At 60.1% G+C, this 14,828-nt stretch carries 13 protein-coding genes; 3 read left to right on the forward strand and 10 right to left on the reverse strand.

Translation table 11 applies throughout. The features are described 5' to 3' along the window. Positions 1-48: 48 nt before the first annotated feature. From fis to gcbA, 10 genes are all read right to left on the reverse strand, one after another. Positions 49-369 (reverse strand): DNA-binding transcriptional regulator Fis, encoded by a 321-nt coding sequence (gene fis / locus EAH74_RS28410; RefSeq protein ID WP_007907419.1) that lies wholly within the window; start codon positions 367-369, stop codon positions 49-51. Further along, on the reverse strand, positions 366-1,376 hold the full coding sequence (gene dusB / locus EAH74_RS28415; protein WP_140683140.1) for a tRNA dihydrouridine synthase DusB: 1,011 nt from the start codon (positions 1,374-1,376) through the stop codon (positions 366-368). Before dusB ends, fis begins: the two co-directional genes overlap by 4 nt. Before the next feature lie 185 nt (positions 1,377-1,561). Then, on the reverse strand, positions 1,562-2,770 hold the full coding sequence (locus tag EAH74_RS28420; protein ID WP_140683143.1) for a DUF3426 domain-containing protein: 1,209 nt from the start codon (positions 2,768-2,770) through the stop codon (positions 1,562-1,564). A 30-nt stretch (positions 2,771-2,800) separates the two neighbouring features. Then, on the reverse strand, positions 2,801-3,679 hold the full coding sequence (gene prmA, locus EAH74_RS28425; protein ID WP_140683146.1) for a 50S ribosomal protein L11 methyltransferase: 879 nt from the start codon (positions 3,677-3,679) through the stop codon (positions 2,801-2,803). 346 nt (positions 3,680-4,025) lie between these two features. Continuing rightward, positions 4,026-5,384: an acetyl-CoA carboxylase biotin carboxylase subunit gene (gene accC / locus EAH74_RS28430; RefSeq protein ID WP_140683149.1), complete on the reverse strand. Its 1,359-nt coding sequence runs from the start codon at positions 5,382-5,384 to the stop codon at positions 4,026-4,028. Positions 5,385-5,401: 17 nt separating this feature from the next. Beyond that, positions 5,402-5,863, reverse strand: coding sequence for an acetyl-CoA carboxylase biotin carboxyl carrier protein (gene accB, locus EAH74_RS28435; protein ID WP_008153753.1), 462 nt, complete (start codon positions 5,861-5,863; stop codon positions 5,402-5,404). Between the two features lie 46 nt (positions 5,864-5,909). Continuing rightward, positions 5,910-6,362: a type II 3-dehydroquinate dehydratase gene (aroQ, locus tag EAH74_RS28440; protein WP_129438831.1), complete on the reverse strand. Its 453-nt coding sequence runs from the start codon at positions 6,360-6,362 to the stop codon at positions 5,910-5,912. 131 nt (positions 6,363-6,493) lie between these two features. Next, complete coding sequence (locus tag EAH74_RS28445; protein WP_140683152.1) at positions 6,494-8,233, reverse strand: protein-disulfide reductase DsbD; 1,740 nt, start codon at positions 8,231-8,233, stop codon at positions 6,494-6,496. A gap of 163 nt (positions 8,234-8,396) precedes the next feature. Next, the gene (locus EAH74_RS28450) at positions 8,397-10,343 is read right to left on the reverse strand and encodes a methyl-accepting chemotaxis protein (protein WP_140683155.1); all 1,947 of its coding nucleotides are present in this window, start codon (positions 10,341-10,343) and stop codon (positions 8,397-8,399) included. A gap of 52 nt (positions 10,344-10,395) precedes the next feature. Further along, the gene (gene gcbA / locus EAH74_RS28455) at positions 10,396-12,066 is read right to left on the reverse strand and encodes a diguanylate cyclase GcbA (protein WP_140683158.1); all 1,671 of its coding nucleotides are present in this window, start codon (positions 12,064-12,066) and stop codon (positions 10,396-10,398) included. Positions 12,067-12,352: 286 nt separating this feature from the next. Here gcbA and EAH74_RS28460 point away from each other — a divergent pair, with 286 nt between their 5' ends. The 3 genes from EAH74_RS28460 (at position 12,353) to EAH74_RS28470 (ending at position 14,626) form a co-directional block, all read left to right on the forward strand. Continuing rightward, positions 12,353-13,420 carry a DUF2333 family protein gene (locus EAH74_RS28460; protein ID WP_140683161.1) on the forward strand — a complete coding sequence of 356 codons (1,068 nt, stop codon included), beginning with the start codon at positions 12,353-12,355 and terminating at the stop codon, positions 13,418-13,420. A 3-nt stretch (positions 13,421-13,423) separates the two neighbouring features. Further along, positions 13,424-13,981 carry an NUDIX hydrolase gene (locus EAH74_RS28465; RefSeq protein WP_095127311.1) on the forward strand — a complete coding sequence of 186 codons (558 nt, stop codon included), beginning with the start codon at positions 13,424-13,426 and terminating at the stop codon, positions 13,979-13,981. Positions 13,982-14,254: 273 nt separating this feature from the next. After that, positions 14,255-14,626 carry a translation initiation factor Sui1 gene (locus tag EAH74_RS28470; RefSeq protein ID WP_033059567.1) on the forward strand — a complete coding sequence of 124 codons (372 nt, stop codon included), beginning with the start codon at positions 14,255-14,257 and terminating at the stop codon, positions 14,624-14,626. The last annotated feature ends 202 nt before the right edge of the window (positions 14,627-14,828 follow it).

Consider the following 14,828-nt stretch of genomic DNA (forward strand, 5'->3'; position numbering starts at 1 on the left):
AAAAGGCGACCGTTTTTACGCGGGCGCCTTTCTGGTTTGATTGAATGCTTACAGCAAATCGTACTGCTTGAGTTTCTTGCGCAGCGTGCCTCGGTTCAGTCCGAGCAGCTCACTGGCCTTGGTCTGGTTGCCCTTGACGTAGTTCATCACGCACTCGAGCAGGGGAGCCTCGACTTCGGAGAGCACCAGGTTGTACACATCCGTGACGGCAGCGCCTTCAAGGTGGGCGAAATAATTGTGCAGCGCCTTCTCGACACTCCCGCGAAGGGTCTGACCTTCTTCGCTCGGCGTATTGAGGTGCTGTTTCAAATTTACGTTGTCGCTCACGGGTGTTGTTCCACTCACTAAAGTCTCGGTCATCATCGTCATGCGGCCACCTCGTCTCCGTCCCCTGTCAGGCTCTTGTAACGTTCGGCGAAGAAGCCCTGAACGTTGGCGCATTGTGCTTCCGTATCTTCCAAACGATTGAAGTGGGCGCGAAACTCCCTGGCGCCCGGCAAGGTTGCGAGATACCAGCCCACATGCTTTCGAGCAATGCGTACGCCCATGACGTCTCCATAGAAGACGTGCAGCGCAGCCAGATGCTCTAGCAGAATGCGTTCCACCTCGATCAGCTCCAGTGCCGGGAGTTTCTCGCCGGTACGCAGAAAATGATCGATCTCGCGAAAAATCCATGGCCGCCCCTGGGCGGCCCGGCCTACCAGCAGGCCATCGGCACCGGTCGCATCGAGCACGTACCGGGCCTTCTCTGGCGAAACGATATCGCCATTGGCGAAGACCGGAATCGACACGGCCTGCTTGATCGCGGCGATGGTGTCGTACTCGGCTTCGCCGGTGTACAGATCGGCACGGGTGCGGCCATGGACCGCCAACGCCGTAATGCCTGCCTGCTCGGCGATCTTCGCCACGGTCAGGCCGTTCTTGTTGTCCCGGTCCCAGCCGGTGCGGATCTTCAGGGTGACCGGCACATCAACCGCAGCCACTACGGCCTGCAGGATCTCGGTCACCAGTGCTTCGTCCTTCAACAACGCGGACCCGGCGGCCTTGTTGCAGACCTTTTTCGCCGGACAGCCCATGTTGATATCAATAATCTGTGCGCCCAGTTCTACGTTGGCCCGGGCCGCATCCGCCAGCATCTGTGCATCACCACCGGCGATCTGTACCGAGCGGGGCTCGGGATCACCTTCGTGGATCATGCGCATCCGCGATTTGCGGGTGTTCCACAAGCTCATGTCGCTGGTGACCATTTCCGAGACTACAAGTCCTGCGCCCAGTCGCTTGCACAGCTGACGAAAGGGTTGGTCTGTAACCCCCGCCATCGGGGCGAGAATCAAGCCGTTGTGCAATGCGTAAGGACCGATGCGTACCGCCGACATAGGACTTCCCTGTTGTGGGGTCGGATCATGAGAGTTCGAAAAAGGGTTGGCATGATACCCGCTCTCGATGACTGGATAAAGGCTGAATTGAACAAAATCTGAACAGTTATTCTGTTATCGCCAGCGGTTCGGTATGAGCGGTCAAAGTCAGAAATATGCCGTCAAAGCCGTAACACTGAACCGTTTCACTCGGGCGAATGGAAGCTCAGGCTGTAATTCACCGCTTTGGAACCTGGATCGAGGATATCCAGTGCGATGTGGATCGGCGTTTGCGGAGGCATTTCCGCCATCCCTTCGAGATCGCCGTTGAGGTACTCGCCGGGCTTGAAGCGACGGCTGGCGATCAGGTGGCCGTTGAGGTCGGCAAAACGCAACTCCAGCAGCGGGAACGGCTGGGAGAAGGGCGCGCGGTTGTAGATGATCGCGTCGACCACCAGTGCACCGCTGAAGTCCGGGTGGCTGCGGACCACCAGGTTGCTGCTTTTGATTTTGGCGATGTCGACTTTGGATGGCACGGTGCAGCCGATTTGCGGGCACAGTTGCTGGAACCACGGACGGTACTGGTCCTGGCGCGCCAGTTCATCGAAATGGTAGGCGATGTACTGGCCGGCGAGTGCGGCAGCGCCGAGCAGGATCAACAGCAGCCAGAAAAATCGGCGACCCCAGGGTGAGCGGCGTTTTTGCCAGTCCAGTTGCAGCGGGTCATCGGTCAGGTCTTGCAGGGCATCAGCGCGGACAGCCGGCTCGCGCTTTTTGCGCACAGGCTCGATCGAGGGCAGATCGTCGTCGATGTCATCGGTCGCCGACAGGCGTTTGTGATGCATCGGTATGTCGAGTGGGTCGTGCAGACGCAGCTGTGGCGGCTGATGTTCGTCGTCCAGTTCCACTGGCTCCAGGGACAGCGAAGGTTCGGTGCGCGAGTATTTGCTCGGATCGAGTTCCAGCTCCGGCAAATCGGCTTCAGCGGTCTGCGCACGATCGGCGGCTGATTCGCTGAACAGGCTGTCGGGCCACGTCGCTTCTTCGTGCCCGACGGTATCCCGGCTGGCACTGAGGTTGTCTTCGCGCTGTCTGCCGAATTCCGTGGTCGGCTGGATCTCCCGTTGTTCGAGGCGGGCGAGCTCTTCGTCCAGGTCCAGGCTGTCCAGATCCAGCTCGGCCGCGGTCCATTGCTTTTGGCTGATGGCTCGCGGCTCCGGCGGTTCGACGATGGCCGGGGTAACCGGCGTGATCGCGTCTTTGCCGGTCCGTTGTTCAAGCAGCTGCTTGGCGGCGTTGAACACCTGCAAGCACGAGCCGCAACGAACCACTCCGCGGGCCACGCTCAATTGAGCATGGCTGACGCGGAAGCTGGTTTGGCAATGCGGGCACTGGGTGACGAAGCTGTCGGTCATGCGGCGATCCGGTTTATGCAGGTGCTCATTCTAGCGCCGACGGCCAGTGATGCGCACCCAGCCATCGCGATTGGCGATCGGGTCCAGATCGAAGTCCTGGGCGTAAGCCTTGGCGACTTCTTCACCTTGCTCGGCAAGGATGCCCGACAGCGCCAGACGACCACCGGATTTGACCAGGCTGGACAATTGCGGCGCCAGGGAAACCAGCGGGCCGGCAAGAATGTTGGCCACCAGCACGTCGGCCTGAACTTGCGGCAGATCTTCTGGCAGGTACAGCGGGAACAGCGCTTCGGCAATGTTGTTGCGCCCGGCGTTGTCGCGGGAGGCTTCCAGAGCTTGCACGTCGATATCGGTACCGACGGCTTCCTTGGCGCCCAGCAGCAGGGCGGCAATCGCCAGAATCCCCGAGCCGCAGCCGAAATCCAGCACGTTGCAGTCTTTCAGGTCCTGGCCGTCGAGCCATTCCAGGCACAGTGCGGTGGTCGGGTGTGTGCCGGTGCCGAACGCCAGGCCCGGATCCAGCAGCAAATTCACGGCGTCAGGCTCTGGCGCGGCGTGCCAGCTTGGGACGATCCACAGGCGCTGGCCGAAACGCATCGGCTGGAAACCGTCCATCCAGCTACGTTCCCAGTCCTGGTCTTCGATGACTTCGCTGTGATGCTCGGGCAGCGGGCTGCCGGTCAGCAACTCGAGGTGGGCCAGCACGGTGGCGGCTTCGGTGCCACCTTCGAACAGGGCCAGCAGGTGCGTGTGCGACCACAGCGGCGTGGTGTTGAGTTCCGGCTCGAAGATCGGCTGATCTTCGGCGTCCATGAAGGTCACCGATACGGCGCCCACTTCAAGGAAAGCGTCTTCGTAGGTTTCGGCTTGTTCTGGGCTGATGGCGAGACGGACTTGCAGCCAAGGCATGGCGGGCACCTTTGAAAAATATTGATTGCAGCCTAGCGGGCTGCGAGAAGCGCGCAAGTTTACGCGAGCGCGAAGGTTTTGTGGGAGTGGGCAGCTCTGAATGCCGGTCAGTTAAGTCGCGACACCCCTGTAGCAGCTGGCGAAGCCGGCGTTCGGCTGCGCAGCAGTCGTGAATCCAGGCAATGCGGTGCTTCAGGAAGACCGCGTTCTCAGGTTTTACGACTGCTTCGCAGCCGAACGCAGGCTTCGCCAGCTGCTACAAGGGTGTGTTGCGTTGGCTTGCTTTATGAAACCTTCAGAAACAACAAAGCCGCTCGAAAGCGGCCTTGTTGGTATGGGTCACAGCTTAATGCTTTTCGGCAGCCAGCTTGTGTTCCAGGTAGTGGATGTTGATTCCACCTTTGCAGAAGCCTTCATCGCGGACCAGGTCGCGGTGCAGCGGGATGTTGGTCTTGATCCCGTCGACAACGATTTCGTCCAGCGCATTGCGCATGCGCGCCATGGCTTCGTCACGGGTTGCGCCGTAGGTGATCAGCTTGCCGATCAACGAATCGTAGTTCGGCGGAACGGCATAACCACTGTACAGGTGCGAATCGACGCGAACGCCGTTGCCGCCTGGTGCGTGGAAATGCTTGACCGTGCCTGGGCTCGGCATGAACGTTTTCGGGTCTTCGGCGTTGATTCGGCATTCCAGTGCATGACCGCGGATAACCACGTCTTCCTGGGTGTACGACAGCTTGTTGCCAGCGGCGATGCTGAGCATCTCCTTGACGATGTCGATGCCGGTGACCATTTCCGAAACCGGGTGCTCAACCTGAACGCGGGTGTTCATTTCGATGAAATAGAACGCGCCGTTCTCGTACAGGAACTCGAAAGTACCCGCGCCACGGTAGTTGATGTCGATGCAAGCCTTGACGCAGCGTGCGAGGACTTCAGCCCGTGCCTTCTCATCGATGCCCGGTGCCGGCGCTTCTTCGAGAACCTTCTGGTGACGACGTTGCAGCGAGCAATCGCGGTCGCCCAGATGGATGGCGTGGCCCTGGCCGTCGGAAAGTACCTGAACTTCCACGTGACGTGGGTTGGTCAGGAATTTTTCCAGATAGACCATCGGGTTGCCGAACGCCGCGCCTGCTTCGGAGCGGGTCAGTTTCGCCGAGGAGATCAGGTCTTCTTCTTTATGCACAACGCGCATGCCGCGACCACCGCCGCCGCCAGCGGCTTTGATGATCACCGGGTAACCGACTTCGCGACCGATGCGCAGAGCGGTTTCTTCGTCTTCAGGCAACGGGCCGTCGGAACCCGGAACGGTTGGAACACCGGCTGCGATCATGGCGTGCTTGGCCGATACCTTGTCGCCCATCAGGCGAATGGTGTCGGCTTTCGGGCCAATGAACGCGAAGCCGGAGTTTTCGACCTGTTCGGCGAAGTCAGCGTTTTCCGCAAGGAAACCGTAGCCTGGGTGAATGGCGGTAGCGCCAGTCACTTCAGCCGCGGCGATGATTGCCGGGATGTGCAGATAAGAATGCGCGGCCGAGGCCGGGCCGATGCAAACGGATTCGTCTGCCAGACCCAGGTGCATCAGCTCTTTGTCGGCCTTGGAGTAAACGGCGACAGTCTTGATGCCCATCTCTTTGCAGGCACGCAGAATCCGCAGGGCGATCTCACCGCGGTTGGCGATCAGAACTTTTTCCAACTTCGCAGTCATCAAAGTCTCTCCGCGGTTCAAACGATGGTGAACAGCGGTTGGTCGTACTCAACCGGCTGGCCGTCTTCGACGAGGATGGATTCGATCACACCGCTGCTTTCAGCTTCGATGTGGTTCATCATCTTCATGGCTTCGACGATGCACAGGGTGTCGCCTTTCTTCACGGTCTGGCCGACTTCAACGAAGGACGGCGAGGATGGCGAAGATTTGCGATAGAAGGTGCCGACCATAGGCGAACGGGCAACGTTACCGTTCAGAACTGGCGCGGCCGGAGCAGCAGGTGCGGCGGCAGCAACCGGGGCAGCAGCAACAGGCGCAGGCGCCGGAGCATGCATTGGAGCCGGTGCGTAGTACTGCTGAGCCGGGGTCTTGCTGTGACGGCTGATGCGTACGGACTCTTCGCCTTCCTTGATCTCGAGCTCGTCGATGCCGGACTCTTCCAGCAGTTCGATCAGTTTCTTAACTTTACGGATATCCATGAATCATCAACTCCCAAGGGTCGGTCAGGGGCGTTACGCTTGTTGTTCAAGCCGTTGCCTGTCTTTCAAGCAGCTCTAGTGCAGCCTCCAGGGCCAGTCGATAACCGCTGGCGCCAAGGCCGCAGATCACTCCCACCGCTACGTCGGAGAAGTAAGAGTGATGGCGGAAAGGTTCGCGTTTGTGCACGTTAGACAAATGCACTTCGATGAATGGGATGCTCACCGCCAGCAGCGCGTCACGTAATGCGACACTTGTGTGCGTAAAAGCTGCTGGGTTGATCAGAATGAAGTCCACACCTTCGCTGCGGGCAGCGTGGATGCGGTCGATCAATTCGTACTCGGCGTTGCTTTGCAGGTGCAGCAAATGGTGGCCGGCTTCACGGGCACGGCGTTCCAGGTCCTGGTTGATCTGCGCCAGTGTCGTAGCGCCGTAGGTACCCGGTTCACGGGTGCCGAGCATGTTCAGGTTGGGTCCGTGCAGAACCAGTAGCGTCGCCATCTGCTGTTCCTTGTGATCTGTGTGCAATTGTCAGAACCCGGCGACTATGCCGCAAAGCCTTTGTGACTGTCCAGTTCTATGCAATAGCCAGCACGATGGCCGATGTTTGCGCGAAATATGTGACCGGGTTATTAAATTCGGTCATTTGCTTTCACAACACGTTCGGCGAAGTCGGTGGCGTTGATCTCGCCGATCACTCGCACATCGGCGTGTTCGACGCCGTCCTTGCCGAAAAACATCAGCGCTGGCGGGCCAAACAGTTTGTAGCGGTCAAGCAAGGCGCGTTGCTCGGCGTTGCTGGCGGTGATGTCGAAGCGGATCAGTCGATAGCCTTTGAGAAGTTCGACGACCTTGGCATCGTTGAGCACCTTATGTTCGATGACTTTGCAACTGATGCACCAGTCGGCGTACCAGTCGAGCAGCAGCGGGGTGCCTGAAAATTTGGCTTCGGCGAGGACGCGGTCCAGGTCAGCCGGAGTGCTGACGGTTTGCCAGGCACTGGTGTTTTGCGGTTGCTCATTGCCGGCAACCGTGCGCGGCTGGCCAATCGGATTGAGCAGGTCGGTCTGGCCGCTAAACGCTCCGTACCAACACGCCAGCGCATAAAACAGCAGGAACATCCCCAGCAATTGGCCCAGGCGTTTTCTCGGCGGTTTGTAGACGAACTCCAGCGCACCCATGAACAACCCGACGCCACCGGCCAGCAAGCCGATCAGCAGCAACGTGATCTGGCCCGGCAGTACTCGACTGAGCAGGCCGATCGCCAGCCCCAGCAACAAAACGCCAATCGCGTTTTTTACATATACCAGCCAGGGTCCGCTTTTCGGCAGCCAGGCGGCGCCACCGGTGGCGACCAGTAGCAGCGGGGCGCCCATGCCGAGGCCGAGCATGAACAGTTTCAGACCACCGCCCAATGCATCGCCGCTGGCGCTGATGTACAGCAGCGCGCCGGCCAGCGGCGCCGAGACGCAGGGCGACACCAACAGGCTGGAAACCACGCCCAGCACGGCGGCGCCCCACAACGAACCGCCCTCGGTGCGACCGGCGATTCGATCCAGCCGACTGCTGATAGCGTGAGGTAGCTTGAGTTCGAAGACGCCAAACATCGCCAAGGCAAACAGCGCAAAAAACATCGCGAACGGCACCAGCACCCACGCCGATTGCAGCCGCGCCTGAAGATTGAGCTGTGCGCCGAACATCCCCATCAATGCCCCGAGCAGGGCGAAGCAGGCGGCCATTGGCAGCACGTAGGCCAAAGATAGATTGAAGCCGCGTAACCCCCCCACCTGACCACGCAAAACCACGCCGGACAGAATCGGCAGCATCGGCAGCACGCACGGTGTGAACGTCAGGCCTATGCCTGCGAGGAAGAACAGCGCCAGTTCGCGCCAGCTCCAGGCCGGGGGCGCGCCTGCGCTGCCATCAATACTCAGGCGCTCGGTTTCGGGTGGATAGCACAAGCCTTTGTCGGCGCAACCCTGGTACGTAACCACCAGGGTGAAGGCGCGTTGATCAGTACGCGGCAGTTCGACTTCGAGAATGCCGTGGTAGACCTCGACATCGCCGAAATACTCATCGTGCTTCTGTTCGCCCTTGGGCAGTTGTGCAGCGCCCAGGCCTGCATCGGGCGGGTCGGTGCGAAACTGAAAGCGGTGCCGGTAGAGGTAGTAGCCCTCTGTGGCGACGAAACGCAGTTTGATCGATTGCGGTGTGCTTTCTACCAGACTCAGCTGAAAGGCTTCACGCACCGGCAGAAAGTCGGCGCTGTTGTTGATCGAGCCCAACGTTGAACTGGGCCGACTGTCCAGCAAACCGGCGGCGGTGGCCGGCAGGGCAAGCACAAAAAACAACAAGCAGAGCAAACGGCGCATGACAATCTCGCGTATCGAAAGTGAGGGCATGATAGCGGACGGCGGTCGGGTGTGCAGGGCGGGGAGTCTTGCGGTGATTGCAATGACGCCTTCGCGAGCAGGCTCGCTCCCACAATGGAACGCGTACCCCTGTGGGAGCGAGCCTGCTCGCGAACGCGATCTTTCAGACGCGGAAGGCTTGGACGGCGGTATGCAGTCGTCCGCCCAGCACCAACAAATTCTCCCCCTGCACGCGTCCCTCGCCGATGCGCAGCAAGTTATCCCCACCCAATTGGTGAATCCGCTCACTGTGATCGCGGATCTCGCTGACGGCGCCACTCTGCTGGGCGGTGACATCGGCGATGCGCACGGCGGTGTCGGAAATGGTCTGGATCGCGCCGACGATTTTATCCAGCGCACCGTCGGCGGCCTGGGCCTGATTGGCAGTGGCTTCGGCGTGTTCGACCTGGGCGCGCATGCCTTCCACCGATTGTCGCGCCGCGGTTTGCAAACCGGCGATTAGCGTCTGGATCTCTGCTGTGGCGCCAGCGGTGCGTTGCGCCAGTGAGCGAACTTCTTCGGCCACCACCGCAAACCCCCGACCCATTTCCCCGGCTCGGGCCGCTTCGATGGCGGCGTTCAGGGCCAGGAGGTTGGTCTGGTCGGCAATCGAGCGGATGACCGTCAGCACGCCGCCAATGGTTGCCGACTCCTCGGCCAGGTGTTCGATCATTTGCGCGTTGCCTTGCACTTCGCCAACCAGCGCGTGTAGCCCGGTGAGGCTCAAGCCGATGACTTTCTGGCCGTGCTCCACCGCCAGCCCGGCATGGCGGCTCGCGTCGGCCGCCTGGCTGGCATCGCCAGCAACCTGTTGAATGGTCGCTTCCAGCTCGCCGAGGGAATCGCGGATCAGCGCCGTGTCGCCGGCCTGATGTTCGGCGCCGCTGTGCAGGTCATTGCTCAGCTCGGCCAGGGTTCGGCTACTGCCGGCGACCTGTTCGGCGTTGAGGCGAATGGTCCCGACCAGATCGACCAGATAGGCGCGCAAGCGATTGAGCGAAGCTCGGATGTCATGCAGTTCGCGATTGGTTTTACCCAGTTGAATGTCCCGGCTGAAGTCGCCCTCGGCCCAGGTCGAAAGGGCCGGGGCGAGGTTGGTTAGCGTCCGGGCCAGTTTCCGTTGCAAGGTGTCGATCAGCAAGGCAATCAGCAGAATCAGGCCAATCATCACGCCTTGCATCAGCCGCACTTCGCCCTGGATCTGTCCGTGCTGGGCGCGAACCACCGGTTCCAGTCCGGCAATGGCCTGCTGCACGGCGGCGATTTTCAGGTGAGTGGCGGCGCTGAGGTCGGTGCGTTTCTGGATCTGGTCACGAGTACGGGAGAGTTCGGCGGGGTAGCGCGTCAGCAGGCTGTTGAGTTCGCGCTTGAGGCCGACGCCCGCATCTTCGGCAACAGCTTTTTCGGTGTTCTCCAAGCCCATCATCGCGGCGAAATCATCGGTGCCGGATTCGCTGCTACTGGCTACACCGAGCAGCGGCAAGGCGCCCAGCAGCTCAGCCTGGGTGCGGATGTTGCTGACTTCACGCTCGACATCGGCGGCCAGTTCGCTGCGGCCGCTGCTGACCAGTTTGTCCCGGGCCAGAGACAATTTGCCCACGTGCTGGGAGGCGGCGAGCAACGGCGTCAGATACGCCGGGTTAGCGCTGGCGTATTGGCTGAGCTGATCGAGGCTGGCACCGAGTTCGCGTTCGGCCTGCAGCAACAGCGCTTGCGGATCGCCCGCGAGTTTGCCGGCGGCCAGCAGGTCGGTTTTGCTGAACTCTTCCAGGTTCGACAGGCTCGGGCGCAAGGTGTCGGCCAAGGCCGGCGGCAACTCACCGAGTTCCTTTTGCAGGCCGTCGATGGCCTGGCTGGCGCTGCTCAGGCGCAGGGCATCGCCGCTGGCGAGGTAGTCGTCGATGTTGCGCGCGACTTCATTCTGAAATTGCTGGGACAAGCCCAAGTAACGCTCCATCAATAGATAGGGGCGCTCCAGGGCCTTTTGCGACCACCAAAGCGTGGCGCCAAGGGCCACGCACACGGCGACTAAAAGGAGGGTGTTGAGATTGGTCAGCAGCTTCAGGCGCATCGCGGGTCTACCAGCGGCAGAATGGTAAGCGCCTGAATTTATTGCGTTTGTGTTACAGGGTTATGACCGAATCGGTCGATTCCGATGAAAAGGTGGCACTTTGCTTTGGTGTCCGCGCAGCTTGCACGCGGTTGCGTCCGGCGTCTTTCGCGCGGTACAGCGCTTCGTCTGCCTGGCTGGCCATCATCAGGCTGTCGGAGTGTTCACACAGTTCCACCACCCCGGCGCTGAACGTGCACCAGAGGTCCTGTGGTTGAGCCGGGTAGTGAATCTCGGCAAAACGTCGACGGATTTCGTCGAGCACTTTGTGGGCCGATTCGAGATCGGTGTCCGGCATGACGATCGCGAACTCTTCACCGCCGTAACGGCCGATGAAATCGGTCTTGCGCAAGCGTTGCTTGAGAAACAGCGCCAGGCTCTTGATCACCCGATCGCCCATGGGGTGGCCGTGGCTGTCGTTGACTCGTTTGAAGTGGTCGATGTCGAGCATCGCAAAGCTCAGCGGCTTGCTCTCGCGGCGGGCGCGGAAGCTGCAGTCTTCGAGCAATTGCAGAATGTGCGTGTGGTTGTACAGCCCGGTAAGGCTGTCGCGGACCATCCGCGCTTTCAGATTGCGCGCCCGCGCCGCGCGGTTGCGCACGGTGGTGATCAGGTGCCGGGGCTTGATCGGTTTGGTCAGGAAGTCGTCGCCGCCCTCGCTCATCGCGTCGAGCTGTTTGTCCAGATCGTCCTCGGCCGACAGGTAAATGATCGGCACGCTGACGTAGCGGTCGTTGTGGCGGATCACTTTGGCCAGTTCAGTACCGGTGCAGGCCGGCATGTACATGTCGAGGATGATCAGGTCTGGCTGGAAGTCCGCGAGCTCGGCCATGGCCTGGATCGGCTCGATCAAGGTCCGCGTGACGATCCCGGCGCTATTGAGCAGGCGCTCGGTGTGCAAGGCCTGGGCGCGGGAGTCGTCGATGATCAGCACTTTATAAGGTTCGTACTGGGCGACGCAGGTCAGGACTTCGATTTTCTCCAGCAAGCTCGAGGCTTCGAGGGTGCCGGTCAGGAACTCCTGGCCACCGGCACGCACGGCGGCGAGGCGGGTAGGGGTATCGGTTTCGTGCAGGCTGAAGAATAACAGCGGCAATTGATGATCGAGGCCTTCCTGGGCTTCGGCGGCCAGTTTCAGGCCGATGCCGGCGCCACTGAAGTCCACGTCCATGACGATCGCCGCGGGCAAGCGCTCGACCATCGAAGAGCGGAACGCCGCAACGCTGTCGAGGGCTTGAGCGCTGAGACCAAAAAATTCCAGCTGCTTGGCCAGGCGCTCGGCGCGGTCGTAATCCTGCAGCATCACGTAAATCGGCTTGCGCAGCGGCGGCAGAAAGGTCTGGTCCAACTGATCGCCATGGCGCAAGCCGGTGCGTGACAGGCGTTGCATCAAACGATTGAGGTCAGTGATCAGTCCGCTGCTCAGGCGTCCGCGATTGGCGTCGACAGCCTCCAGCGACTGACCGATGTGGCGTGCCAGCTGCGAGTGTTCAGGTTGTTCGAAACGTTCGGCGAAACGCAGCAGGCGCAGGTTGGCCTCGCTCAGTTCCGATAAGTCGGTGGTGGACCACTCGCTGCATTGCAGGCGCTGCCATATCTCAAGAATTTGACGTGCCTGATGAATTACCCGCTGGGCAAAGTGGTGCTTGAGGCGCTCACGGCTGGGGTCTTCTGGCTCGGTCATATCCTGACTACTAGTTAGGGTGCATGCTGAGATCGACTGGTGGCTCTATGCTAGCACCTCTTTTCCATCGCATGAGTGTCGTGCGTCAATTAACTGCAAAGCGACCTTATTCAGTTAGTGACCGACTGGTCGCATAGGATCGAAGCTGTGCTTCATTTATAGTGGCCGTCGATCGTGGACATTGTGCGGGTAGTGTTAACGCAGGATTTAATGCGCGGCAAACGAGGCACGATGAGATAGGGTTGTGGTCGAACCGATGAACTCAAGTGATTGAAAGGATATCGCCATGCTGGACTGGAAGAACCGCGCGGGCAGCGCGCCTGAACGTGCCGCTGAACCGAAATCGGCCACCCGCAGTTACTTGGGTGGCCTGTTGTTCAGCCGGGCGCTGGCCACTCTGATTGCCATTTACTTGCTGGTGGCTATTGCGCTGGGCTGGTACTGGAGCCAGGAACCTGCGCTGTTCCCGGTTCAGCAGAATGCTCAAATAGCCGCCGAGAAAGAAGGCAAGCAAATGGTCATCGGCTACACCACGGTCGAAACCCTCAAGACCGTCGCCGGTACTTTGCTGACCAAACCGGGTGGCTATATTTCCAACGACCGTTTCCCGCCGGGCCTGTGGATGGATAACACGCCGAGCTGGGAATATGGCGTGCTGGTCCAGGTCCGTGACCTGAGTCGTGCGCTGCGTAAAGACTTCGCTCGTTCCCAGTCGCAGTCCACCGAAGACGCTGACCTGGCCAAGGCCGAGCCGCGCTTCAACTTCGACAACAAGAGCTGGGTGCTGCCTTCCAGTGAGTCCGAATACCAGGAAGGCATCAACTCCCTGAGCCGTTATCAGGCGCGCCTGTCCGACCCAAGTCAGAAAAGCGCGCTGTTCTATGCCCGCGCCGACAACCTGAACAACTGGCTGGGCGATGTCGGTACCCGTTTGGGTTCGCTGTCGCAACGGCTGTCGGCCAGCGTTGGCCGGGTCAAGCTCAACACGGCGCTGAAAACCGAAGTCATCGCTCCGGGTCAGGTGCCGCAGGTTGACGAAGAAATCGTTGAAACCCCGTGGATGCAGATCGATAACGTGTTCTACGAAGCTCGCGGTCAGGCCTGGGCCTTGTCCCATCTGCTGCGTGCCATCGAAGTCGACTTCGCCGATGTGCTGGCCAAGAAGAACGCCACGGTCAGCGTGCGTCAGATCATTCGTGAACTGGAAGCCTCGCAGGAACCGGTCTGGAGTCCTATGATCCTTAATGGCAGCGGCTTCGGGGTGCTGGCCAACCATTCGCTGGTCATGGCCAACTACATCTCCCGGGCCAACGCCGCAGTGATCGATTTGCGTCAATTGCTCAATCAGGGCTAAGTCATGGTCGATAGCGCCAGAGAGGTCGCGCACCGCGCGGCCTCGGATGCCGAACAGATCGCCTGGGTTGACGAGCAGGACAACCTGCTCGGCGCCCTGGTCCGCTCCGACCTGCGTGAACGCGGGCTGATCGGGCGCGGCACTTACATCATGCTGTTCAATTCCGCCGGTGAACTCTGCGTGCATCGACGCACGCTGAGCAAAGCCATTTATCCAGGTTTCTGGGACGTGGCGGCGGGGGGCATGGTACTAGCGACCGAAACCTACGCCGAATCGGCTGCCCGCGAGCTGGAAGAAGAGCTGGGCGTGAGCGGTGTGGAACTGACCGCCCATGACCACTTTTTCTTCGAAGACACCGGCAATCGACTCTGGTGCTCGGCGTTTTCGGCGGTGTGGGACGGCCCGTTGATCCTGCAACCGGAAGAGGTGCTGGAAGCGCGCTTTATCCCCGTTGATCAGGTCCTGCTGGAAATCCAGCAAAAGCCTTATTGCCCGGACTCTCTGGCCGCATTGAAGCGGTATCTTGGTTCTCGGGCGAATGACGTCGCAAAAGAGGCATAAATTGGCGCCGATTGGCTCTTAGCAAGTCGGCTTTTTGCCGTTACACTGCGCGACCTTTTCAAGCTGAACCGGCAATGCTTGTTGTAGGAGCTGCCGCAGGCTGCGATCTTTTGACTTTGCTTTTGAGTCAAAATCAAAAGATCGCAGCCTCGTTGCACTCGACAGCTCCTACAGAGGATTTTCTGGTTCAGTAGCGCTGCCCCTGCCTGAGTGGGGCTTCGCGGTCGATGCCAAGTGCTGCGACCAGTCTTTGTCCTCCCAAGAGGATTGCCGGTGGCCAAAAAAGCCGCATCCTTCGCCGCCCTTGGTGGCCTGGTATTTTCCACCGACGCAGGTCGTCATTGCCCGGATTGCAGTAAACCGGTGGATGCCTGCATCTGCAAACAGACCGTTATCCCGGCCGGCGACGGCATCGCTCGCGTGCGTCGCGAAAGCAAGGGGCGTGGCGGCAAGACGGTGACCACCATCACCGGCGTGCCGTTGGCCGAAGACGCACTCAAGGACCTGGCGACCACGTTGAAGAAACGTTGCGGGACCGGTGGTGCGTTGAAAGACGGAATCATTGAAATCCAGGGCGATCATGTCGAGCTACTCTTGGCCGAGCTGATCAAACACGGTTTCAAAGCGAAGAAGTCCGGCGGCTAGCAGCCTCTGTGAAAACCACCCTCGGCTTGATCCAGTCCTGACAGCAGGTCTGGCGTCGTCTACATGGTTTTCACAGAGCCTGTTCTGACCGGTTTCTAAACTCACTGCGGTCAGCGAGGTCTATCCCCTCGTTGACGAACCGTCATTTTCATTCTTTAGACTGCGCCGGCCTGAACCCAGGCGACGCTCTATGACTTCTTTA

It is taken from the genome of Pseudomonas mandelii, assembly GCF_006438925.1.
GTDB classification, from domain to species: Bacteria; Pseudomonadota; Gammaproteobacteria; order Pseudomonadales; family Pseudomonadaceae; genus Aquipseudomonas; species Aquipseudomonas mandelii_C.